Genomic DNA, 22,052 nt, shown 5'->3' on the forward strand with positions numbered 1-22,052 from the left:
ATTAACGTCTTGCATGTTCAGTTTTCAAGGTTCATAAATTATTTGGAGCGGGTGAAGAGAATCGAACTCTCATCAACAGCTTGGAAGGCTGTGGTTTTACCACTAAACTACACCCGCGTTAAAGTAATTACTATTATTATATTTATATGGTGCGCCCGGCGGGAGTCGAACCTACAACCTTCTGATTCGTAGTCAGATGCTCTATCCAATTGAGCTACGGGCGCATATTATATTTTCTTGGTGCGGTCGAGAGGACTTGAACCTCCACCGAGTTAACCTCGACTAGGCCCTCAACCTAGCGCGTCTGCCATTCCGCCACGGCCGCATTTTAATCGAACAGGTACAATCTATAATATCATTCTATAAACGTAATGTCAAGTTAAAATGGTGAGTCATGCAGGATTCGAACCTGCGACCCTCTGATTAAAAGTCAGATGCTCTACCAACTGAGCTAATGACTCGTAGCTAAAATAATGAAAATGGCTGGGGAACCTGGATTCGAACCAGGGCATGACGGAATCAAAATCCGTTGCCTTACCGCTTGGCTATACCCCAAAAAGTAAATGGCGGTCCGGACGGGACTCGAACCCGCGACCTCCTGCGTGACAGGCAGGCATTCTAACCAACTGAACTACCGGACCATTTAAATTTGATTGGTGACCCCTACGGGATTCGAACCCGTGTTACCGCCGTGAAAGGGCGGTGTCTTAACCGCTTGACCAAGGGGCCATATGGCTCCGAAGGTAGGACTCGAACCTACGACCGTCCGGTTAACAGCCGGATGCTCTACCACTGAGCTACTTCGGAAAACTATGTTTCATTTTGTCGTCATCACCTTGTCGACTTTTACTATTATAGACAGGTATCTAGAAAAGGTCAAGCGTTTTTCTAAAAAACTTTCATTCAATTTGTTTAAGATGCCCTGAACACTTGCTACAGCGGTATTTAGCGGGGTTCATACGAATCTTTCTAATATAGTTTATACCACATTTAATGCACATATATGTATAGCTCTTACTCGAAGTCCTTCTATTTGGCTCAGTTAAATTAGAGCAGAATCTAGGCGCATTTGTTTTCTTTAAAAGCTTCCGAAAATCTGCGTCACGATGTTGATATCCCTTTCCTTCTATATGAAGGTGATAATGGCATAGTTCATGGCGAATGATTCCTTCTACTTCAAGAATGCCATGTTTTTCAAATGCTTTTGGATTTATTTCTATATTATGTGATCGTAATAAGTAGCGACCTCCAGTTGTACGTAGCCGTTTGTTGAAATAGGCTTGATGCGCAAATGGTTTTTGAAATACTTCGGTGGAGATTTTGCTTACAAGTATTTGTAGCTCTGTATCATTCATTTTATCGTCTCCCTTCATATATAATATAAAACCCCGCTTTATGGCGAGGTTTTGTTTTTTATATTATTTTAATCAATTTGTTTTGCTGGTGGAAGCATTGTTAAAGATATTCTTCCTTTTTCTTTTTCAATCTTTTCTACCCACACTGTTACAATATCTCCGAGTGCTACTACGTCTAACGGATGCTTCACAAAACCACTTTTTAATTTGGAAATATGGACAAGTCCATCTTGCTTCACGCCGATGTCGACAAACGCACCGAAATCTACTACGTTGCGGACTGTTCCTTGCATCTCCATGCCCGGTTGTAAATCTTCCATTTTCAAAATATCTTTCTTCAATAATGGTTGTGGGAAGGCGTCACGCGGATCACGCGAGGGCTTCATCAAGGTGTCGATGACATCTTTTAAAGTAACTTCCCCTATATCCCATTGTGAACTTAAAGCGGAAATATCTAAATCTGCCAAAGCTTGTTCTGCAGCCGGTGTACCAAACTGCTCCTTCTCAATAGAAACTGCTTCTAATAGTTTTTTAGCGAGATCATAGCTTTCTGGGTGAATGCCCGTTGCATCAAATGGATTTTTTGCTTCAGGGACTCTGAGGAAACCGATTGCTTGCTCATAAGTTTTTGCACCGAGACGCGGAATTTTCTTTAGCTGTGTGCGAGCTGTGAATTTCCCGTTCTCACTACGTACTTTCACAATATTTTCAGCAACTGTTTTTGAAAGTCCTGATACGTATTGTAAAAGGGATGCAGAGGCCGTATTCACATCTACCCCTACTTGGTTAACAGCTGTTTCAACGATAAACGTTAATGATTCCGCTAGTTTTTTCTGTGATACATCATGCTGATATTGGCCGACACCAACTGCTTTCGGTTCGATTTTCACAAGTTCCGCTAATGGATCTTGCAATCTTCTTGCGATGGAAACTGCACTACGTTGCTCCACTTGTAAATCTGGAAATTCCTCACGAGCTACTTCAGATGCAGAATATACACTTGCCCCTGCCTCGTTTACAATAACATACGCGGTTTCACTATCTAACTCTTTTAAGCATTCAGTCACAAACTGTTCTGATTCACGTGATGCTGTCCCATTACCAATAGCGATAATGGATATCGGATATCTTTGCAATATATCCTGGAATACTTTTTTCGCTTGTATAGAATTCGCTTTAGGCGGATGTGGGTAGATAACAGAAATTTCGAGCATTTTACCCGTATCATCCACAACCGCTAATTTACAACCCGTTCGATATGCCGGGTCTAGCCCTAATACAAAGCGATCTTTTAGTGGCGGTTGTAATAGTAGATTGCGTAAGTTTTCAGAGAAGATATGGATAGCCTGAGCTTCTGCCTTCTCCGTCAACTCCGCGCGCAGCTCTCTTTCAATAGAAGGTTGAATTAAACGTTTGTACGAATCTTCAATAGCTAACTCAACTTGCTTAGATGCCGGTGAGGATGTGCGCGGAATCCATTCTGTACATATTAATTGATGTACTCGCTCTACCGGTACAGCTATATTGATTTTCAAAACGTCTTCTTTTTCACCACGATTGATAGCTAATGTACGGTGAGGGACAATTTTATTAATTGGCTCTTCATATTCATAGTACATCTCATAAACTGATTTTTCATCTAGACTTTGATCTTTTACAGTTGAAATGATTTTTCCACTTTGCCATGACAGCTTGCGAATTTTCTCACGGATTGCTGCATCATCCGCAAAACGTTCTGCCAAAATATCATTTGCTCCTTGCAATGCTTCCTCGGTCGATTCCACATTTTCATTCACATATGGTGTCGCTAAAATACTAAGAGTAATTGGTGCAAATTTCATGAGCTCGTCCGCTAAAGGTTCTAACCCTTTTTCTTTGGCGATTGTCGCTTTAGTTCTGCGTTTTTGTTTATATGGACGGTATAAATCTTCTACTCGTTTTAAAACTGTTGCTACTTCTATATCTTTTGCCAGCTCTTCAGTTAACTTACCTTGCTCATCAATGAGGCGAAGGACTTCTTCTTTACGTTGTTGCAATTGTTGTAAATAATGATAACGATCTTCAATTGCTTTAATTTGGACTTCATCAAGCGAGCCAGTTGCTTCTTTACGATAACGTGCGATAAACGGCACCGTGTTGGAGCCTTCTAACAATTCAATAACAGACTCTACTTGCTTTGGCCGGATGCTTAGTTCCTTAGAAATTAATTGCTGCATTTTTTTATTGTCCATTCAATCACAACCTTTCTCTCTCTTTTTATCTTATCATATAGCTAAGTCGAAAAACCCGCGTCACGTCACCTAGCACAACTTTGCCCTACTGGACTTTGCAGCGAACAAAAAGCCTACTCTAAAAGAGCAGACTTCTACATCAAAATTTGCACTACCATTGTTTAATTGGAGCTTGCCGATTATCAACATTTTAATTAAAGTACTTATACTATTTCTTAGTATTAATGTACACCACCGGCGGAGACTATTGCCTGTTGTAGTTTTTTAATTGTTTTCCTCTGTAATCTGGAAATATGCATTTGAGAAATACCTAGTCTTTCTCCTGTTTCTTTTTTGATTCAACTATCAATAAATATTACCACCATTTATAAATCTTTAAACTTCTTTTAGTATCAACAATAACTCGTGTATATTAATTTTTAACCGAATGAATTAATGAAGTAATTTATAGACCTTTCGATAAAATTCTCGCCCGTTTTACATTCTATAACACCATCTGTCATGATAATAATCAAATCATTCGTTTGAAGATTAATTGAATCGCCCTGTTAAACGTTTTTATAATTAATTTATCTAATTGCATATTAAAATGTCGATTATCACGCTTTTATAACTCAATAACTTGAGAATTCAAACCAGTAGAATAGGCTGACATGATAAAAACTTTTCCATAGAAAAAAGCACTAAAGTAACTTTCACTTTAGTGCTTAACATTTATGTATGCCGTTAAAACTTCAAAAGTCCTAAGCTAATTTCCAGTGCTTCTTCTACTTTTTCCATTAAAGGTTCATCCAGTTGTGTTATTTTATCAGTCAATCTGGATTTATCTATTGTACGCAATTGTTCAAGCAAAATAACCGAATCTCTTTCGAAACCATATTGCTTAGCATCTATTTCGACATGAGTCGGTAGTTTTGCTTTTTGAATTTGCGCCGTTATAGCCGCAATAATTACAGTTGGACTGAAACGATTTCCTATATCATTTTGAATAACCAGGACGGGTCTAGTACCACCTTGTTCAGACCCGATAACTGGTGATAAATCAGCAAAAAAAACGTCACCACGTTTTACGATCAAGTTTTCATCCTCCGCTTACGAGACGCTCAACCATATGTTCTGCTTCATACTCTAAGTGTAGGCATTCACTACATATGGATAAGTTAATTTGCGACATCTCTACATAGCCTTTAACCATTGCTTCTCGTATTTGATTTTGTTTGTATTCTCTTTTGTATCTCTTTGTTGGTGTATAAACGAATTCATCGCATTCTGTCGTAATTTGTTTATAAGCTTGTTCAATATTCTCTGCTATCTTATGCTTAGGAAGCTCTAAGATAACTTCACTTATTCTCTTCTTATTCACGGCCAGCACCTCCGACAAAACATTCCATCTTTTTCAATTCAACTTACAACTTACCCCTATCTTAACATTGAAAGTAAATGTTGAATAGACAAGAAAGGTAAGAATTTGACATTGTGGGTGGAATTGTTTTTACTTGTCGGCTGCTATCATTGCTATTAAAGACTTAAAGATGTTCAAATTATTTATAAATTCTAGTAATTCTAGATGTTAACATACATGGTATTTCATACACAATCGTATGAAGTCTCTCTGACCATTCTTCTATTTTAATCATTTCTTGATGCTGTTGACCAATTAATATTACCTTTTCTCCAACCACCATATTATATGGTAGCTTGACCATACATTGATCCATACAAATACGCCCAACAATTGGTACACGATTCCCTTGAATTAACACTTCTTGACCAGCAAGTCCTCTTACTAAACCATCGGCATAGCCAATCGGCATTGTACCAATCCACTCTTCTTCAACCGCTACATAATTGCCACCATAACTTACTGTATCACCCCGCTCAATTTTCTTCACATGAACGAGCTCACTCTCAAGTGACAATGCCGGTTTCAAAATAAATGGTAGATGCTTTTCCACATATGGTGATGGTACTAGTCCATACATAGCAATACCAAATCTTACGGCATCGAATTGTACATCGTCTTTAATAAGCGACGCTGCTGTATTGGCAGCATGTACAAAGCGTGGTTTCTCGGGTAAACTGGCTACGAGCGCTTTAAAAGTCGCTAATTGTTCTTTGAATTGTTTAGGGTTTTCTTCATCTGCTGATGCAAAATGAGTGAAAATGCCATCGATTATCAATCGCTTGTTAGCTACGATGGCATTATATAATGCTATTAACTCAGTTTGCTTTCTAACACCGATTCTCCCCATACCACTATCAATTTTAATATGTAGCTTCAATGGTTTTTCAAAGTTCTTTGCTTGTTTAGCAACTTCACTTAGCCAATCCACCGAAAAGACTGTTAACGTAATATTATATTGTGCCGCATAAGGCGCAAAAGATACAGGTGATGCCCCCAATATTAAAATAGGTGTATTTTTTATAAACTCTCGTAAATGAAGTGCTTCTTCAGGAGTTGCCACTGCTAGCATTGAAGCACCTGCTTGCAATGCGGCATTTGCTACCTGAATATCACCATGACCGTATGCATTCGCTTTAACAACTGCAATAATGTCTATATTTGAATGTAAATGCTTGCGCAGTTGTTCGATGTTATATTTAATCGCCGCTAAATCAATTACTGCCTTAGTAGGACGGAAGTTTGGAAGCTGATACATAGATGATCCCTCTTTAAAAATGGTTTTTTTCTATTATCCGCCCTGCAAAAGGTTAGGTCAAATGTTTCCTCACTTTACTTCTCCGTTTACCATGGATGAAGCAACTTCCACCATTTCTGCACGGGATAAAGAATTAGTCGCTATAAAGAACGATACCCCGTTTTTCTCCCAACTAATCGAATTATCTGTAATTGCTCCGATAGTAAATCCTAAATCTGCTGGATCACCAGGTGCAAATACTGGTATTGCTTGCGGATTTTTCGCTGCTGATTGTTGAATTACAGTGAATGATTTATCTCCACCATCGTATGTTATAATTCTTCTTTCGCTATCTACCCCAGCAACTGTTTTTTCATCAATTATTTTTAGATTATCCCATTTGAGGACTGGATAATGCGTTTGGAATTCAGGATTTTCAATTTCCGCTCCAGCTTGCGCATCTCCTGTAACGCTTTGCGTTTCACCCTTATCATTTTCCGTTACATTTTCAGACGTTTCATCAGAATCACTTGTTGCACTTTCTTTATTAGTTGTACTTTCTTCAGAAGCTTTTCCTTCAGTTGCTTTTTCTTCAGTTGCTTTTCCTTCAGTTGCTTTCCCTTCAGTTGCTTTTTCTTCAGTTGCTTTCCCTTCAATTGTCCCTTTATCTGATGTACCCTTTTTAGAGAAATCTTCCACAGCATAGTCTGTTCCTTTTCTCGATGTTCCTAGTGAGATTTTTTTGAAGGTAATAACGATTTGTTCTTCCTTCGCCTCATTTAATACAGCGACCTTAGTTGGCAGCAATGTTTTTTTATCTATGAAGATTTGCTGATATGGTAGCATCTTCGAGTGGTTATTACGTGTTTTCGCTTCAAAAACATACACCTTTTCTGTTTCTGTCATTTTCGCATTTTCATCTGCCTTTAAATCTTCTGCAAGTGCACCAATTAAATAAGCCTGACTATTTTGTTTTGGCCAATCACTCTGGAATTTATACGTTTTTTTCATAGAAGGTGTCACAACAAATACACCGTCCTCATTACGTATAATCATTTGAGAATCCTCTTCACCTTGCTGTGCAACAGCTACACGATAAAAATCAGGCTTTGTATGCCATACATTTACATCATAAGTGCGCGGTTCTGCTCCTGATTTGATTTCCATTTGGGCTGATAAATCGTACCCCTTTGTTTCTGTCCATTTATTACTCGTTTTTTTCAAAACTGCTTCCTTAGAATTTGAACCACATGCTACTAAAACTAGTGATACAATCATTAGCAACGCTAACACTACAAAACGTTTTCGCAATTTCCCATCCCTTCTCAATTCAATCCGTTAAGATATCTTATGAAAAAAGCCAAGCGTTTATGCTAGAAGGATAACTTGAGCAGCAGCATATTCTTTTGAGTGGGTAATGCTGACATAACCTTTTACAGATTTACCTTTAAAATAGAGTGTCGGTTGTCCTTGCGGATTAGGTAAAACCTCGATGTCTAGAAAACCACATTTCTTACCAATTCCCGTTCCATTTGCTTTTGAATAAGCTTCCTTCGCTGAAAACCTCCCAGCCAAAAACTCCATTTGACGCCGTGCCTTTAAAGTATCAAAAATTGCGAGCTCCTTATTCGTTAAAATGCGCTGTCTAAATTTTTCGCTAAGGTCATTGGATCTCTTAACACGTGTAATTTCGATGATATCTAATCCGATTCCTTTTATCATATAAGGTTCCCCTTTCATTCATTAGCTAAAACAATGTATAATAATCATACAAAATAGAGGTGAATACATGTTTGTTCGTAGAGAGAATTTTTCACAGTATATAAAATATTATCCTGTTGTTTCATTATTAATCGCGTTGAATATTTTAATCCATATAATGAGTCTCATACCCATCATTGGTGATAACGTATTTGGGTTAGGATTCGGTGCGAATTATTTAATCGCAGACGGGGAGTATTGGCGACTGGTGACTCCAATATTTCTTCATGCTGGTTTACTACATTTGCTATTTAATATGTTTTCTCTTTATTTATTTGGTCCTGAGCTTGAGAAAATTGCTGGAAAAATGCGATTCTTCACCATTTATTTCATAGCAGGATTGATGGGTAATGTACTAACATATTTAATACAGCCACCTTCCTATGTCAGCGTTGGTGCTAGTGGTGCCATTTTCGGGATTTTCGGTGCATTTGCAGCACTCGTTTATTATACGAGAAATACAATGCCACAGCTAAAGCAAACAATTATGCCGATTATCGTAATCAGTTTGGTTATGACGTTCCTACAATCCAATATTAACGTAACTGCTCATGTTGCAGGTATGGTGACCGGTTTCATTATTGGGCTGATCGACTTCCATCCAAGCAGAATTTTAAATTGGCGATTGAAAGAGAAAAGATAAGAAAAGCTGTTGAGTTTCGTGCTCAACAGCTTTTTCTTATGGCTCACTAATTGACTTTTCAACATCATAAGCAGATTTCGCATTTGGTTCATACCAAGCCATTAATTTTTCTATATCTGTTTTTTCAAAATGCGCAATGGTAGCAGATGCACCCATTGAACCTGACATAATCGTCGTTCTGAGTGATGCAATACCTATTCTTTTCTTAAAATAAGTTTGTCTCATAGTCATCTGTTGTAAACGTTTTTTCTCCATAAAAAATGACGTTCTGCTAATTGTACGATAAACAACGGTAAGCTGATAACCATCTAATGCATACCCCGCCGTCTTATGCTGCCATACACCTAGTAAAATCAATAGAGGTATAATGAGCAGTGACAATAAACCATATGGGAAGAACAAATAACTAACCACTGCCGTCACTGGTAATATCCATAGAAGACCAATTTTATAGTAAGATGGACGTGCTCTTTTAGGAGAACGTGTTAATGTTGGCAACCAATTGATTTCAGGGAATAACCGCTGTAATGCTGCAATAGCATCGCGTTTTTTCACAAGTGGCATAAGAATAATTTTCTTCTCACCGTTTTGCATCGATCCACCAGCACTTTCAACAGTAACTGTTGCGTAGCCAAACATTTGACGCAATGGATTTTCAACAATTTTAATACCCTGGATACGATTAAGAGGTATAGTTACACGCCTTTTCTCCAATAAACCTCTCGTAATGATAAGTTTATCATTCTCACGCTCTACTATGAAACTATAGTAATTAAACAACGTTAAAACGAAAGATACCCCCCAAGCTACAAAAAGTACTAAAAATACCGCTAGCATTACTAGCAATACACCCACTTTAACAAATACACGAATTTCATCGTACAAATAATCGTATGGAATAATATCTCCAAATTGTGATGCAATAGCGACTAACCCCGAAAATACTACGCCGACGCCACCAGATGTCGTTGCCAAAATAAGTAAATCCTTTACCGACATGCGATGGATAACTTCCCTTTGCACGATTTCATCTTCTTGAATTCGAAACTCTTGCTGACTTGAAACAGAAGCTGAATCACCATCAATCTCCGATTTATTATCATGATCAATTTCATGTAGTAACTCATTTTGAGCTAATCCTTGCTTTACTTGTTGCTTCCCTCTCTTTGCTCGCTTCATTTCTAACTCAATCATATCAGCAGCGGTTCGAGTAATGGCGGTTAACTCAGCTTCAGCCTTCTTATCTTTACTAGCAGCCGTTTCTACACTGACCTTAACAAGTTGGAGCGGACGATGCAAAATCCCCTCTTGATAATTCAAACTTTGAATGCGTTCGAATGGTATATAGCGTTTCTTCTTTACAAAAAGCCCATACTCTATTCGCAATTCATCGTCTTCAAACCAGTAAACAAAGCGGCGCCATTTCACAACTCCACTAACAAAGTTCAGCACCAATAAAACTCCAGCAATCAATATAGGTAAACTATCCCAAAAAAAGCCTTCATCATGAGGATCAAAATTAAACTTAAAACCTTTACCAACAAAAATAATAAAGAACGGAATGAGTAAATCCTTTAACCCTTTAACGCAATTGATGATGGCTGAAATTGGGTGTAATCGAAACTTTTCATCAGACATCATCTTCTGCCACCCTTGCTAACTCAGATATACGCGCCCGTAAATCATCTGCCTCAGCCATGATGAGGGCTGGGATCGTATGCGTTGTTGCTGCTGTTGAAATTGTAATCTCAGCTAATCCATAACGTTTTAAAATTGGTCCTTGGGCAGTATCCACATGTTGCACCCGCACCATTGGCACTAATGTTCGGACGACTATAAATAATCCATACTGTACTTCAATTTCTTGCTCACGTACTTCATAACGCCAATGATCCCAACGTATTTTCGGAAATAAGTAAATAAATAAAAAACCAAAAACTATCGGCACTACTGCACAAACTATGTATATCCACCAATACCATTCAAAAAGCCACGTTAAAACACCAGCACCTATTGCTACTAATAAAATAATTAACGTTTGAATACTACCATAAACACGCCATACCGATAATCCCTTTCTTGAAATTTGATACTTTGGTTCTGCGCTCATCTTGTCCACCTCAATTTTTTTATATTACTTTATACGATTGGAATATAGAAAATGTTTCGTTTATTTTCAGTCTACAGAGAGACTGCGTAACTGTCCATCACCGTCATCAAAAATCACTAGCCACAACAATCATTTTTTAGTAATTTGTGACGAAAAAACAAAAAAGCTATCCCACCGAGATGGGATAGCTCATATTGATAAATCTTAGTCTTCACTACGTTTGCGAGGTGCACGAGAGCGTCCGCCTTGGCTAGAACCGCCTTCGCGACGACTACCACCGCTGCCGCCTTCACGACGACCACGATCTCCGCCGCGTTCTCCGCCGCGTTCTCCACCACGTTCTCCACGGTTTCCACCGCGTCCTCCGCGATCTCCACCACTTGAGCGACCGCCACTTGAGCGACCACCGCCACGGTAACCGCCGCCACCGCCGCCACTTGGACGACCGCCACGACCACCACCTGAACGTCCGCCACGTTGTGGTAATGGGCGTTCTTCAGTGATTTTGATTGGTGAATCATCTGGCTCTTTAGTCATTGATTTAACTGCTGCTGCAACTAAATCAATTGCATCATGTTTAGTTAACAATTCTTCAGCCATTGAACGGTAATCACTTAAGTGATTTTTCTCAACTAATTCAGTTAATTGTTCTACTGCAAGAGCTTGTTGACCAACTAATGCTTCATCCGCCGTTGGTGGACGAAGAGCTGTCATACGTTTTTTAGTAGTTTCTTCAACGATACGTAGGTAACCCATTTCGCGTGGCGTTACAAATGTAATCGCCATACCAGATTTACCAGCACGACCTGTACGTCCAATACGGTGAACATAAGATTCCGGATCTTGTGGAATATCGAAGTTGTAAACGTGAGTAACACCTGAGATATCAAGACCACGAGCTGCTACGTCTGTTGCTACTAATACGTCAATTTTGTTTTCTTTAAATTGGCGTAATACAGAAATACGTTTTGCTTGGCTTAAATCACCATGAATACCTTCTGCAAGGTAACCACGAATGCTTAAAGCGTGAGCTAATTCATCAACGCGGCGTTTAGTACGACCAAATACGATCGCTAATTCTGGTTGGTGAACATTTAATAGACGAGAAAGGATATCGAATTTTTCACGTTCTTGAGACTTAACGAAAAATTGTTCGATATTTTCTACTGTCATTTCTTTAGATTGGATTTTAACGATTTCTGGGTCTTTCATGAATTTTTCAGCAATTTTACGAATTGGTCCAGGCATAGTAGCTGAGAACAGTAATGTTTGGCGTTCAGCTGGAACACTTTCTAAAATTGTGTTGATATCTTCGATGAATCCCATGTTTAACATTTCATCAGCTTCGTCCAATACAAGTGTTTGAACTTGATCTAATTTCAATGTACGACGGTTGATATGGTCAAGAATACGACCTGGAGTACCAACAATAATTTGTGGTTTGTTTTTAAGAGCACGGATTTGACGGCCAATATCTTGTCCACCGTAAACTGATAAAATTCTTGCACGTGTATCATAACCAATTTTATGAAGTTCTTCAGAAACTTGGATTGCTAATTCGCGAGTTGGGGCAATAATTAAGCCTTGGATTGCGGGATTGTTGATATCAATTTTTTCGATAAGCGGAATACCAAACGCTGCAGTTTTACCAGTACCAGTTTGTGCTTGACCGATAATGTCGCGTCCTTCTTTCGCAAATGAAATTGTACCTTCTTGGATAGGGGTTGCTTCTTCAAAACCCATACGTTGTAAAGATTTTTGGATAGAAGCGCTTACGTTTAATTCTGAAAAATTTGTCAAACTTCTCATTCTCCTTTTTGCTCATGCATTTGACAAATGGTTACATTTTCAGATGAAAATAGGGCAAATCGAGCCTTGTGAGAGGAACGTTTCCGTCTCTTAATATATCTCTGCTGTCTTACCAGAGGAATTTTATATATATAAAGTAAAGCCCGGTCTTTGCCGAGCGGTTCAATTCTCGGGGAATTCTAACCCAAAATCTAGAATAAACCGTAATGTTCAAAAAAAAGCACTCCCCATCATCTCGGAGAGCCTTCACACAAAATGTATCCATTGCTTTCAATAGTCTAACATGAGTATCTGCACTATGCAATCAATATCCCTCAGTCAAAATTATCAGATTCTTTTTATGGCTTTAATATAAAGTTTAATACGTTTTGAAACCACTCATTGCAGTCATCACTATAACAAATATGATGCTTGCCATTAGGCGAAATAATCAGTTGCTTATCTGTTGATCCTAATTTGTCATACAAAAATTGTGCCGTTATAGCTGGTACTATTCCATCCACTTCTCCTTGTACTAAACAAACTGGCACTTTAATTTTCTCATAATAAGGTTCTACCTTACGCACAAGACGTAAAAACTCTACAGTAGATGCCATAGGTACATGGCTAATTTTACTTTCATAGCGATGGAATAATTCATTATTTGCAAGTTCTCCTTGAAATAAATCATTGGCGAGAGTTTTAAAATCCTTTAACAACTGACGTACGCTTATATACTTCGCCGCTGCACTTAGTAATACTAATTTCTTCACGTTATAGCGCAAAGTTAGGTAAAGAGCAATTAGCCCGCCCATTGAAAAGCCTACAACAATGACTTCATCTACTTCTTTTGCAAGCTTCTTATAAGCAAGCTCCGCATCCATTAGCCAATGTTCTGCTTTATAATTCTCTAAACTTAACTTATCACCATGCCCTGACAACGTCGGCACGTACACAACCCAATCCGTTTTTTTCTGTAAAAAATCTACAAAAGGCTGCACTTCATGTGGTCCACCTGTAAAGCCATGAATACATAATATACCTGTTGTCATCACATTCGCCCCCGCCTATATATTACCCATTATTATAAAAAAGAAAAGCACCTAAAAGGAAATCCACCTTTTTAGATGCTTTAAACAATAAATTAATCGTTAAATGCCTTTAATACATTTTCAAGTGCCATACCACGTGAACCTTTTAATAAGACAATTGAATCTGTTCCTGCATTTTCACGAAGATGTTTGATAATAGGTGCATAATCCTCAGCTGTCCATAGTAAACGACCCGCTGGTAAAACACTTTGTAACTTTTCATATAACCACTTCATACGCGGGCCATATAAACAGACTTGGTGAATATTCTCAACATCAATCGCTAAAGCAATCTCCTCATGGAACTGTTGCTCTAGCTCACCTAGCTCTAGCATATCTCCAAGCACTACCCATTTATCTGTACGTATATCTGTCGCTTTTATAAATTGTAATGCTGCCTTCACTGAAGTAGGAGCTGCATTGTACGCATCATTAACAAATAATATCCCTTGCGCACCATTTACTAATTGCATACGCATATTTGTTAATGAAATATCTTTTAAAGCTTCTCGAATTTGCTCTGTTGATAAGCCCACCTCACGTGCAATCAAAATCGCTACCAATGTATTTTTCACTTGGTGACTACCTAATACCGAAATGAAGAAGTCCGTATCCAACAGACCTTCAACAGTAAATGCACTACCGTTTTCAGTTGTCGTAATATTTGTCGCTAATAAATCATTTGAACCTTCAAGTCCAAACGATAGTGCTTGTAAATGCTTTTCACCCGCTACAAGCGGTGATAACAACGGCTCATCACCATCATAAAACAGCTTGCCACCAGGTTGTAAACCTTGAACGATTTCGAATTTTGCTTTCGCAATGCCTTCTCTTGAGCCAAGGTCTTGCAAATGCGCTTCTCCAATATTCGTAATCGCTGTGAAATGTGGTTTTGCTAGTTTAGTCAAAAATTCAATTTCACCAAAACCGCTCATACCCATTTCAAGAACAGCAAAATCTGTATCCTCATCTAACGATAAAATTGTTAATGGTAGCCCTAGCTCATTATTAAAGTTTCCTTCTGTTTTCTGTACCTTGTAGTAAGGAGATAAAACACCTGCCACTAAGTCCTTCGTAGAAGTTTTACCATTTGAACCAGTTATACCAATGAATTTCGCACAGTGCTCTTGACGATAAGCTGTGGCCATTTGTTGTAGAGCCTCTTCAGGATTATCTACAAAAAGTAATGGCAGACCTGCAGGCGGATTTGGTTCATCCTTTAGCCAAAATGATGCTGCTGCACCGTTTTCAAAAGCTTGCTCTACATAGCGATGTCCATTTGTTTTTTCACCACGAAAAGGGATAAATAAGTCCCCTACTTGCAATGTACGTGTATTAATCGAAATACCCGTTACAACCACGTCATCAACTATTTGTTGATCGCTATTTAACCAGTTTACAATTTGCTTTAATGTTTTTTTCATCGTTTTATCACACTCGAGTCTTATTGGTATTGAAGCTGTTGTTTTTCGTCATGTCTTTCAATCGCAAGGTCAATCAATTGTTCAATTAACTCTGAATAAGTAACACCTGTATTTTGCCATAGAATCGGGTACATACTAACAGGAGTAAAGCCTGGCATTGTATTTACTTCGTTAATTAAAATATCGTCTTCAGCTGTTACAAAGAAATCTGCACGAACAAGACCTGAGCAATCTAGCACTTTGAATGCGCGGATAGCCATATCTTTCATACGTCCTTCAACATCTGTTGTAATCGGAGCTGGAATGATTAGACCTGTATTGTCATCATTATATTTTGAATCGTAATCATAGAAATCAGTCACAGGTTTGATTTCACCAGGGACTGATACGGTTGGCGAATCATTTCCCAGTACCCCCATCTCTACTTCACGTGCAACGATTCCCGTTTCAACGATGATTTTACGGTCATATTTAGAGGCGATATCAATTGCATTAATTAGCTCTTCACGGTTTGATGCTTTGCTAATCCCCACACTAGAACCTAAATTTGCAGGTTTTACAAACATTGGCCAAGTAAGCTCAGTTTCCATTTTCGCGATTAATGCTTCTTGATCCTTGTTCCATTCTTTACGGATGAAGTACACATAAGGAACTTGCTTTAAGTCAGCATGTTCAAATAATTGCTTCATAACAACTTTATCCATACCTGCTGAAGAGGCTAATACACCATTTCCTACATACGGTAAATTTAATACTTCTAGTAAACCTTGCACTGTACCGTCTTCCCCGTTTGTACCATGCAATAATGGGAAAATAACGTCGAATTCTTTTTCATCTTTATCTAGTAAAAAGCTTGATACATCGTTTGGAATGCTATTCCCCGTATCTTTACCTAATTGTAATTGTTCAATTGACTCTGCTGGTGCTGTTAATTGCACGCCTTTTCTCCATTCACCTTCACGCGTGATGAAAATAGGATATACATCAAATTTATCAAAGTTTAATGCTTGAGTGACTGCTTTCGCTGTTGATAAAGACACGTCATGCTCAGCTGATTTACCGCCATATAATAAGCCTAATTTTTTCTTCATAGTTTAGTTGTCCTCCAGTTTGTTGTACTTTTAGTTTATCACGAACCGAAATGATTCATGAAATGATTTCATCGTGAAAAGTCGAGGGACTTTAAATCTTTTCTTACTAAAAATATCTTTACTTATAATAGCACTCTAGAAAATTTATGCATGCATTAACGAAAAAATTCTCCACAGAAATATCCGTGGAGAATTCTAAAAAAACAGTTGATGATCAATGGACTTCAATAATCTTTTCTGCTTTTTTCTTTAAAATTGTATTTAGCTCGCCCCAAATTTCATCAGGGAACGGGAAATCAGAAATATTGCGTAGCTCTAATACATAAGCAAGATTCGGTTTTTCAATCTTATACATCGAAAATATAATACCGTCCTTAATATCCTCACGGAAGTTTGAAAGCATGTCCGGAGTAAAACTAGGAATACTTTCTTTTACTTTTCTTCTCCAAAATGTCGTTGAACGTTCTTTATCTTGAATAATGGCATTAAACAAATTAGCTAATAATTGTTCGACATCTTGTAAATCACGGAAATAAATCTTAGACATCTTCTCATCTTCATTGGCCAAGTAAACAAATTTATTTTGTAACTGGTGATAAAACGGCGAACGAATAGGCTCCTTTTTATGTCCTATATACAGAAGCTCAGCCTGTTCTTGTGGCGTTAAAAGATTTAATCGTTTTTCGTCAGAGAAATCAATCCAACATAGCTCAGCCTTTGAATCTGTGGCTTTTTTCGTAAATTTGCGAATACTTCTTTCTTCAACAAATTCTAACTGTGTATGCATGTTAAATGAACCGTCCTCATACTCATTTTTCAAGAGTAATATATTCTGAAGCGGACCGATTGAAGAAACGAATTCGTGAAACGTTAAACCACTAAATATAACAAATTGATTAATTTCATTCATATGTACATACAAGTGGTGCAAAAAATCATCTGCAGCACGCATTTTTTTTGCCAAGTCGATCACCTCATTTCCACATCTCATTATAAGATGAATTAGCATATTTTGAAACATTTGTGAATCGATTTCGTCACATCTTTATACTTAAGCGTGATACAATGATTTACGCTATAATAAAAAGTAATATTAAACTAAATAATTTAGGTGACTTATATGAATACAAATAAAAAATTTTCCGATCGATTTGACTGGACGCTCGCTTTTATATTGCTGTTATTTTGTATTGTTAGTATTACAGCAATTGCTTCAGCGATAACTTCAGGTCAGTATGCAGCAAACTATGTAACAAAACAATTGTTTTGGTACTTTATCGGAGCATGTATTATTAGTGTGATGATATATTTTGAACCCGACCAATACAAGAAAATGTCCTGGTATTTGTACGGTGCTGGTATTTTACTTTTAGCTCTACTGTTGATCGCTCCTGATGGAGTAAATCAAATTGCTGAACGCAGAAATGGTGCGAAAAGCTGGTTCCACTTACCTGTTGGGGATATTCAGCCCTCTGAATTTATGAAAACCTTCTTCATACTTGCTCTCGCCCGAATGGTTAGTAAGCATCATGAAAAGTATACGATGAAATCTTTAAAAACTGATTTCATCTTATTAGGTAAAATCTTTGGGGTATTATTAATTCCGCTAGCATTTATTATGAAACAACCTGACTTAGGATCTGCATTAGTATTCTTTGCAATTACTGCAGCAACTATAGTTGTAGCAGGTATTTCATGGAAAATTATATTACCAGTGGCTGGTAGTGCAGCTGCACTTGGTGGTAGCTTACTATGGATGGCTCTTTATATGCAGGACTTCCTGCAACATAAATTAGGCTTTGACCCCTATCAATCTGCACGTATTTATTCTTGGCTAGACCCTTATTCATACGCTTCAAGTGATGGTTATCACTTAATCTCCTCACTAAACGCCATTGGCTCCGGTGAGATTTTCGGTAAAGGCTACCAAGGCCGTGAAGTGTATGTACCAGAAAACCATACCGATTTCATCTTTAGTGTGATTGGTGAGGAATACGGCTTTATCGGCGCAAGCGTCGTCATTTGCTTATTCTTCTTCTTGATCTTCCATTTAACTAAACTAACTTTGCAAATGAAAGATCCATTTTGTACATATGTTTGTGCGGGGATTATCGCGATGATAACATTCCACGTATTTGAAAATATCGGTATGACGATTCAATTATTGCCTATTACAGGTATTCCATTGCCATTCATCAGCTATGGTGGTAGTTCGATGATGGGCAATGCACTGGCATTAGGCTTAGTATTTAGTATGAAGTACCATCACCGTACCTATATGTTCGGAAATCATGATGAGGATGAAGATTTTTAATACAAATAGTTAAAGCCCAGAGAAGATTTACTTTCTCTGGGCTTTCTTTATAAATAAAAAAACTTCGACATCGATTTGTCGAAGCGGTGCATTTTAGTTTTGTGTTTGTGGTGATTGTTTTGGTGGTGCAATTGCTTTAAGTAATTCCAAGCGTGATTTTGTAGTCGTTGCTTTAACGCCTAGCTTTGATAAATTAGAAACAATTTTAGTCAAATCTACTTCTCTTCCCATACTTTCCACCTCTTCTTTTCTTTATATTTTAGACGTAGTGTCCCTTAAAAGGTTTCAACTACATCGTACCCAACTATAACTTGTTTTATGCATGTTATTATCATAACATTTTTTCACCATCTAAAATTTTTCAATATTGTTACATATGTTAAGGAAAAGTAAATCATACTACACGTTAAGTCTTATTGACAATGGAGAGTTCAACAGAAATCCCTCTGCTGATGATTACATATTCATTACCATTATGTCCGAAGAAAAGTATTCCTTGATAATAATTACATCACCTTAGAATATGCACCTAACTTATTTCGTTATTGCATTGTATTTTCCCTTTTTTTAATTATAATCATTAATTTTCAGGAGAAAATAACCACTTCTTCTCACACCAACAAAGTTATTATTACCATACCTCTGTTAAGTTATTTTAAAACCTTTTTCAAACAAACCATTTTACGTACCCCCTAGCGGTATGTTAGTATGGATTTATCAACATTAGGGGGGACACTATGACGAACGAATGCCAGGATAATTCTTGTCGTAAAAGTCACCATCCAGAGCATGTAAAAACAGATTTAATCCACCGCCTTAATCGCGTTGAAGGTCAAATCCGCGGCATTAAGGGCATGGTTGAAAAGAATGTTTACTGTGATGATATTATTACACAATTATCTGCTACACAATCTGCTCTAAATAGCGTCGCAAAAGTGCTTCTAGATGGTCACTTAAAAGGCTGTGTAAAAGAACGATTAGCAGAAGGTGATGACGAAGTTCTAGATGAGCTTGTCACAACTATACAAAAATTGATGAGAAAATAAGGAGTTTTTAGAATGGCAGAAACAGTTCAATTAAAAGTAGATGGTATGTCTTGTGGTCACTGTGTAAAAGCAATTGAAACAGGTGTTGGTGCACTTGCAGGCGTTGGTAAAGTAGCAGTAAACCTTGAGCAAGACTTAGTCAAAGTAGATTTTGATGATGCAACATTAGATAAAACAGACATTTCAGAAGCCATTGAAGAAGCTGGCTATACAGTTAAAGGCTTAGTCTACCCTTCTTAAAGATCAGCGTTCGTTTTAATGGACATAACAAAATAACTGCCCCCAAGCAGTTATTTTTTTCAATATTATATACCCCTTATAGGTATATGGAAGGAGTTTTTCAGATGGCAAGTGAACAACAGAAAGAAGTCACATTAGAAATTCAAGGCATGACCTGTGCAGCCTGCTCCTCGCGTATTGAACGCGGGCTTAATAAAATGGAGGGTATTGAACAAGCAAATATCAACTTAGCTTTAGAAACTGGTCATGTGGCATTCGATACAAATACACTAGATGAAGAAGCGGTCATCAAAAAAATCCAAGCACTTGGCTATGATGCTAACGTACGTAAAGAAGATGATGCAGATGCACCCGATCATAAGCAAGCCGAGATAAAAAGAAAAACACGCACATTCATTATTTCAGCGATACTGTCTTTACCATTACTTTGGACGATGGTTGCGCATTTTTCATTCACATCAGGTTTGTATGTACCCCCTATTTTAATGAATCTTTATGTCCAATGGGTACTTGCAACTATTGTACAATTCACCATCGGTTGGCAATTTTATAAAGGCGCTTACTATGCTCTACGTAACAAGAGTGCCAATATGGATGTACTAGTTGCTCTCGGTACATCTGCAGCATATTTCTACAGCGCTTATATTGTGATGATCAATCTTGAACATATCGGCACACATCATTTAGATTTGTATTTCGAAACGAGTGCTGTTTTAATTACATTAATCTTACTCGGTAAATTATTCGAAGCGCGCGCAAAAGGCCACTCTTCGGATGCCATAAAAAAATTGATGAAGCTACAGCCAAAAACAGCTTCTGTAGAGCGCGATAATGAAACAATTGAAATTCCAATCTCAGAAGTAGCAGCAGGCGACATTTTAATTATAAAACCAGGTGCATCTATACCTGTTGATGCAGAAGTCCTTTCCGGAACATCTGCTGTTAATGAAGCGATGTTAACCGGTGAAAGTTTACCTGTGGATAAAAAGGCTGGCGATCAAGTTTTCGCGGCAACTGTTAATGAAAACGGTATGCTACGTGTAAAAGCACGTAAAATCGGTCGTGATACGGTGCTATCGAGCATTATTCGTATCGTTGAGGAAGCACAAGGTTCAAAAGCCCCCATACAACGTTTAGCTGATAAAATTTCAGGTGTTTTCGTCCCAATCGTCGTAGGTATTGCTGTCCTAACATTTATTATTACCTATTTCATCACTATTCCAGGTGATTTCACAGCAGCACTTGAGCGAACTATTGCCGTACTTGTTATTGCTTGCCCATGCGCTTTAGGTCTGGCAACACCAACATCGATAATGGCTGGTTCAGGTCGTGCAGCTGAATACGGTGTACTATTTAAAACAGCTGAAGCACTAGAACATACTCGTACAATCGATACAATTGTTTTCGATAAAACAGGCACAATTACAAAAGGCCAACCAGTTGTCACAAATTTCTTTGTCCTAACACATTATGATAAAGAAGAAGTCGTGCAACTAATCGCTGCAGCAGAAAGTTCTTCAGAGCATCCTGTTGCAAAAGCAATCACAACTTACGGAGAAGGCGCGGGTAAACTACCTTCCCCTACTCATTTCACAGCCATCCCTGGTCACGGTATTGAAGCAACCGTTCAAGATAAAGACATCGTCATCGGAACAGCAAAATTATTTACAAAAAAAGATATTATCCTGCATGATGCTCAAGATTTTGATAAAGCAGGTAAAACAATTATGTACGCGGCTATTGATGGTCAACATGCAGCGACAATCGCCGTCGCAGATGAAGTAAAAGAAACATCTAAAGAAGCAATCACTAAATTAAAAACTCTCGGCATCTATGTTGTTATGTTAACCGGTGATCAACATGCTACTGCACAATTCATTGCAAAAGAAGTTGGCATTGATCGAATCGTTGCTGAAGTATTGCCCACGGAAAAAGCGAGTGAAATCGAAAAATTGCAAGCACAAGGCCATCGTGTCGTAATGGTTGGCGACGGCATTAACGATGCTCCAGCATTAGCAAAAGCCGATATTGGGATTGCTATGGGTACAGGTACAGACGTTGCCATTGAAACAGCCGACGTTACGATTATGCACGGGGATTTACTTCGTGTTGTAGACACAATTCAAATAAGCCGACTAACAGTCCGTAATATTAAACAAAATCTATTTTGGGCTTTAGCTTATAACACAATTGGGATTCCAATTGCCGCTGCTGGCCTTCTTGCACCATGGGTAGCAGGTGCCGCAATGGCATTTAGTTCCGTCTCCGTCGTACTAAACGCTTTACGTTTACAACGAGTAAAACTTTAGTTTTGGGATT

General features: G+C 38.1%; 20 protein-coding genes, 8 tRNA genes and 1 pseudogene. 5 read left to right on the top strand and 24 right to left on the bottom strand.

The window, feature by feature from the left end:
• Nucleotides 1–43: 43 nt before the first annotated feature.
• The 16 genes and pseudogenes from JFL43_RS06455 to acpS form a co-directional block, all read right to left on the bottom strand.
• A tRNA-Gly gene (locus JFL43_RS06455) sits at nucleotides 44–117 on the bottom strand.
• Nucleotides 118–147: 30 nt separating this feature from the next.
• Nucleotides 148–224: transfer RNA gene (locus tag JFL43_RS06460), tRNA-Arg, on the bottom strand.
• A 14-nt stretch (nucleotides 225–238) separates the two neighbouring features.
• Nucleotides 239–325, bottom strand: a tRNA-Leu gene (locus tag JFL43_RS06465).
• A 60-nt stretch (nucleotides 326–385) separates the two neighbouring features.
• Nucleotides 386–461, bottom strand: a tRNA-Lys gene (locus JFL43_RS06470).
• A 19-nt stretch (nucleotides 462–480) separates the two neighbouring features.
• Nucleotides 481–555 (bottom strand) — tRNA-Gln (locus JFL43_RS06475).
• Nucleotides 556–564: 9 nt separating this feature from the next.
• Nucleotides 565–641 (bottom strand) — tRNA-Asp (locus JFL43_RS06480).
• Between the two features lie 13 nt (nucleotides 642–654).
• Nucleotides 655–729: transfer RNA gene (locus JFL43_RS06485), tRNA-Glu, on the bottom strand.
• A gap of 3 nt (nucleotides 730–732) precedes the next feature.
• A tRNA-Asn gene (locus JFL43_RS06490) sits at nucleotides 733–807 on the bottom strand.
• Between the two features lie 92 nt (nucleotides 808–899).
• A complete protein-coding gene (locus tag JFL43_RS06495; RefSeq protein WP_200748372.1) occupies nucleotides 900–1,355 on the bottom strand; it encodes a SprT family protein in 456 nt (151 codons plus the stop codon).
• 68 nt (nucleotides 1,356–1,423) lie between these two features.
• Entirely contained in the window at nucleotides 1,424–3,586 is a 2,163-nt protein-coding gene (locus tag JFL43_RS06500) for a Tex family protein (RefSeq protein ID WP_200748373.1), read from the bottom strand.
• 221 nt (nucleotides 3,587–3,807) lie between these two features.
• Nucleotides 3,808–3,921, bottom strand: a pseudogene (locus JFL43_RS06505) (sigma factor-like helix-turn-helix DNA-binding protein); the annotation flags it as partial.
• 391 nt (nucleotides 3,922–4,312) lie between these two features.
• Nucleotides 4,313–4,663: a type II toxin-antitoxin system PemK/MazF family toxin gene (locus tag JFL43_RS06510; RefSeq protein ID WP_100795702.1), complete on the bottom strand. Its 351-nt coding sequence runs from the start codon at nucleotides 4,661–4,663 to the stop codon at nucleotides 4,313–4,315.
• Nucleotides 4,664–4,667: 4 nt separating this feature from the next.
• Nucleotides 4,668–4,949 (bottom strand): transcriptional regulator, encoded by a 282-nt coding sequence (locus tag JFL43_RS06515; protein ID WP_325166642.1) that lies wholly within the window; start codon nucleotides 4,947–4,949, stop codon nucleotides 4,668–4,670.
• Nucleotides 4,950–5,127: 178 nt separating this feature from the next.
• Nucleotides 5,128–6,246 (bottom strand): alanine racemase, encoded by a 1,119-nt coding sequence (gene alr, locus JFL43_RS06520; RefSeq protein ID WP_200748374.1) that lies wholly within the window; start codon nucleotides 6,244–6,246, stop codon nucleotides 5,128–5,130.
• Nucleotides 6,247–6,315: 69 nt separating this feature from the next.
• On the bottom strand, nucleotides 6,316–7,536 hold the full coding sequence (locus JFL43_RS06525) for a LolA family protein (RefSeq protein WP_407701962.1): 1,221 nt from the start codon (nucleotides 7,534–7,536) through the stop codon (nucleotides 6,316–6,318).
• 57 nt (nucleotides 7,537–7,593) lie between these two features.
• Nucleotides 7,594–7,947, bottom strand: coding sequence for a holo-ACP synthase (gene acpS / locus JFL43_RS06530; RefSeq protein ID WP_100795698.1), 354 nt, complete (start codon nucleotides 7,945–7,947; stop codon nucleotides 7,594–7,596).
• Nucleotides 7,948–8,014: 67 nt separating this feature from the next.
• On the opposite strand from acpS, the gene JFL43_RS06535 reads away from it, so the two are divergent.
• Nucleotides 8,015–8,629, top strand: coding sequence for a rhomboid family intramembrane serine protease (locus JFL43_RS06535; RefSeq protein ID WP_200748375.1), 615 nt, complete (start codon nucleotides 8,015–8,017; stop codon nucleotides 8,627–8,629).
• A gap of 36 nt (nucleotides 8,630–8,665) precedes the next feature.
• Here JFL43_RS06535 and JFL43_RS06540 read toward each other — a convergent pair whose 3' ends face one another.
• The 7 genes from JFL43_RS06540 to JFL43_RS06570 all read right to left on the bottom strand — a co-directional run bounded on the left by JFL43_RS06540 (nucleotide 8,666) and on the right by JFL43_RS06570 (nucleotide 17,106).
• Nucleotides 8,666–10,270 carry a PH domain-containing protein gene (locus JFL43_RS06540; RefSeq protein ID WP_325166643.1) on the bottom strand — a complete coding sequence of 535 codons (1,605 nt, stop codon included), beginning with the start codon at nucleotides 10,268–10,270 and terminating at the stop codon, nucleotides 8,666–8,668.
• A complete protein-coding gene (locus JFL43_RS06545) occupies nucleotides 10,260–10,739 on the bottom strand; it encodes a PH domain-containing protein (RefSeq protein ID WP_100795695.1) in 480 nt (159 codons plus the stop codon). Before JFL43_RS06545 ends, JFL43_RS06540 begins: the two co-directional genes overlap by 11 nt.
• A gap of 204 nt (nucleotides 10,740–10,943) precedes the next feature.
• Complete coding sequence (locus JFL43_RS06550; protein WP_200748376.1) at nucleotides 10,944–12,539, bottom strand: DEAD/DEAH box helicase; 1,596 nt, start codon at nucleotides 12,537–12,539, stop codon at nucleotides 10,944–10,946.
• A gap of 347 nt (nucleotides 12,540–12,886) precedes the next feature.
• The gene (locus JFL43_RS06555; RefSeq protein ID WP_200748377.1) at nucleotides 12,887–13,579 is read right to left on the bottom strand and encodes an alpha/beta hydrolase; all 693 of its coding nucleotides are present in this window, start codon (nucleotides 13,577–13,579) and stop codon (nucleotides 12,887–12,889) included.
• A gap of 92 nt (nucleotides 13,580–13,671) precedes the next feature.
• On the bottom strand, nucleotides 13,672–15,042 hold the full coding sequence (locus tag JFL43_RS06560; RefSeq protein WP_200748378.1) for a UDP-N-acetylmuramoyl-tripeptide--D-alanyl-D-alanine ligase: 1,371 nt from the start codon (nucleotides 15,040–15,042) through the stop codon (nucleotides 13,672–13,674).
• Nucleotides 15,043–15,062: 20 nt separating this feature from the next.
• Entirely contained in the window at nucleotides 15,063–16,133 is a 1,071-nt protein-coding gene (locus JFL43_RS06565; RefSeq protein WP_200748379.1) for a D-alanine--D-alanine ligase, read from the bottom strand.
• A gap of 214 nt (nucleotides 16,134–16,347) precedes the next feature.
• Entirely contained in the window at nucleotides 16,348–17,106 is a 759-nt protein-coding gene (locus JFL43_RS06570; RefSeq protein ID WP_325166644.1) for a hypothetical protein, read from the bottom strand.
• 147 nt (nucleotides 17,107–17,253) lie between these two features.
• Here JFL43_RS06570 and rodA point away from each other — a divergent pair, with 147 nt between their 5' ends.
• Nucleotides 17,254–18,447, top strand: a complete 1,194-nt coding sequence (gene rodA, locus JFL43_RS06575; RefSeq protein ID WP_200748380.1) for a rod shape-determining protein RodA — start codon at nucleotides 17,254–17,256, stop codon at nucleotides 18,445–18,447.
• A 93-nt stretch (nucleotides 18,448–18,540) separates the two neighbouring features.
• Here the strand turns inward: rodA and JFL43_RS06580 are convergent, their stop codons facing one another.
• Nucleotides 18,541–18,678, bottom strand: coding sequence for an Lmo0850 family protein (locus tag JFL43_RS06580; RefSeq protein ID WP_164491933.1), 138 nt, complete (start codon nucleotides 18,676–18,678; stop codon nucleotides 18,541–18,543).
• 506 nt (nucleotides 18,679–19,184) lie between these two features.
• Between JFL43_RS06580 and JFL43_RS06585 the strand changes: the two genes are divergently transcribed.
• The 3 genes from JFL43_RS06585 to JFL43_RS06595 all read left to right on the top strand — a co-directional run bounded on the left by JFL43_RS06585 (nucleotide 19,185) and on the right by JFL43_RS06595 (nucleotide 22,042).
• Complete coding sequence (locus JFL43_RS06585; protein WP_200748381.1) at nucleotides 19,185–19,493, top strand: metal-sensing transcriptional repressor; 309 nt, start codon at nucleotides 19,185–19,187, stop codon at nucleotides 19,491–19,493.
• A 12-nt stretch (nucleotides 19,494–19,505) separates the two neighbouring features.
• Nucleotides 19,506–19,733: a copper ion binding protein gene (locus tag JFL43_RS06590; protein WP_100795688.1), complete on the top strand. Its 228-nt coding sequence runs from the start codon at nucleotides 19,506–19,508 to the stop codon at nucleotides 19,731–19,733.
• 104 nt (nucleotides 19,734–19,837) lie between these two features.
• Complete coding sequence (locus JFL43_RS06595; RefSeq protein ID WP_200748382.1) at nucleotides 19,838–22,042, top strand: heavy metal translocating P-type ATPase; 2,205 nt, start codon at nucleotides 19,838–19,840, stop codon at nucleotides 22,040–22,042.
• Nucleotides 22,043–22,052: the final 10 nt, after the last annotated feature.

Origin of the sequence: Viridibacillus soli (assembly GCF_016612995.1) — a bacterium.
GTDB classification, from domain to species: Bacteria; Bacillota; Bacilli; order Bacillales_A; family Planococcaceae; genus Viridibacillus; species Viridibacillus soli.

Bases quoted from the DNA above. Each gene is read 5' to 3' on its own strand.
- JFL43_RS06495 (WP_200748372.1), bottom strand. From the start codon at position 1,355: ATGAATGATACAGAGCTACAAATACTTGTAAGCAAAATCTCCACCGAA.
- JFL43_RS06500 (WP_200748373.1), bottom strand. From the start codon at position 3,586: ATGGACAATAAAAAAATGCAGCAATTAATTTCTAAGGAACTAAGCATC.
- alr (WP_200748374.1), bottom strand. From the start codon at position 6,246: ATGTATCAGCTTCCAAACTTCCGTCCTACTAAGGCAGTAATTGATTTA.
- acpS (WP_100795698.1), bottom strand. From the start codon at position 7,947: ATGATAAAAGGAATCGGATTAGATATCATCGAAATTACACGTGTTAAG.
- JFL43_RS06535 (WP_200748375.1), top strand. From the start codon at position 8,015: ATGTTTGTTCGTAGAGAGAATTTTTCACAGTATATAAAATATTATCCT.
- JFL43_RS06540 (WP_325166643.1), bottom strand. From the start codon at position 10,270: ATGATGTCTGATGAAAAGTTTCGATTACACCCAATTTCAGCCATCATC.
- JFL43_RS06545 (WP_100795695.1), bottom strand. From the start codon at position 10,739: ATGAGCGCAGAACCAAAGTATCAAATTTCAAGAAAGGGATTATCGGTA.
- JFL43_RS06555 (WP_200748377.1), bottom strand. From the start codon at position 13,579: ATGACAACAGGTATATTATGTATTCATGGCTTTACAGGTGGACCACAT.
- JFL43_RS06560 (WP_200748378.1), bottom strand. From the start codon at position 15,042: ATGAAAAAAACATTAAAGCAAATTGTAAACTGGTTAAATAGCGATCAA.
- JFL43_RS06565 (WP_200748379.1), bottom strand. From the start codon at position 16,133: ATGAAGAAAAAATTAGGCTTATTATATGGCGGTAAATCAGCTGAGCAT.
- rodA (WP_200748380.1), top strand. From the start codon at position 17,254: ATGAATACAAATAAAAAATTTTCCGATCGATTTGACTGGACGCTCGCT.
- JFL43_RS06580 (WP_164491933.1), bottom strand. From the start codon at position 18,678: ATGGGAAGAGAAGTAGATTTGACTAAAATTGTTTCTAATTTATCAAAG.
- JFL43_RS06585 (WP_200748381.1), top strand. From the start codon at position 19,185: ATGACGAACGAATGCCAGGATAATTCTTGTCGTAAAAGTCACCATCCA.
- JFL43_RS06590 (WP_100795688.1), top strand. From the start codon at position 19,506: ATGGCAGAAACAGTTCAATTAAAAGTAGATGGTATGTCTTGTGGTCAC.
- JFL43_RS06595 (WP_200748382.1), top strand. From the start codon at position 19,838: ATGGCAAGTGAACAACAGAAAGAAGTCACATTAGAAATTCAAGGCATG.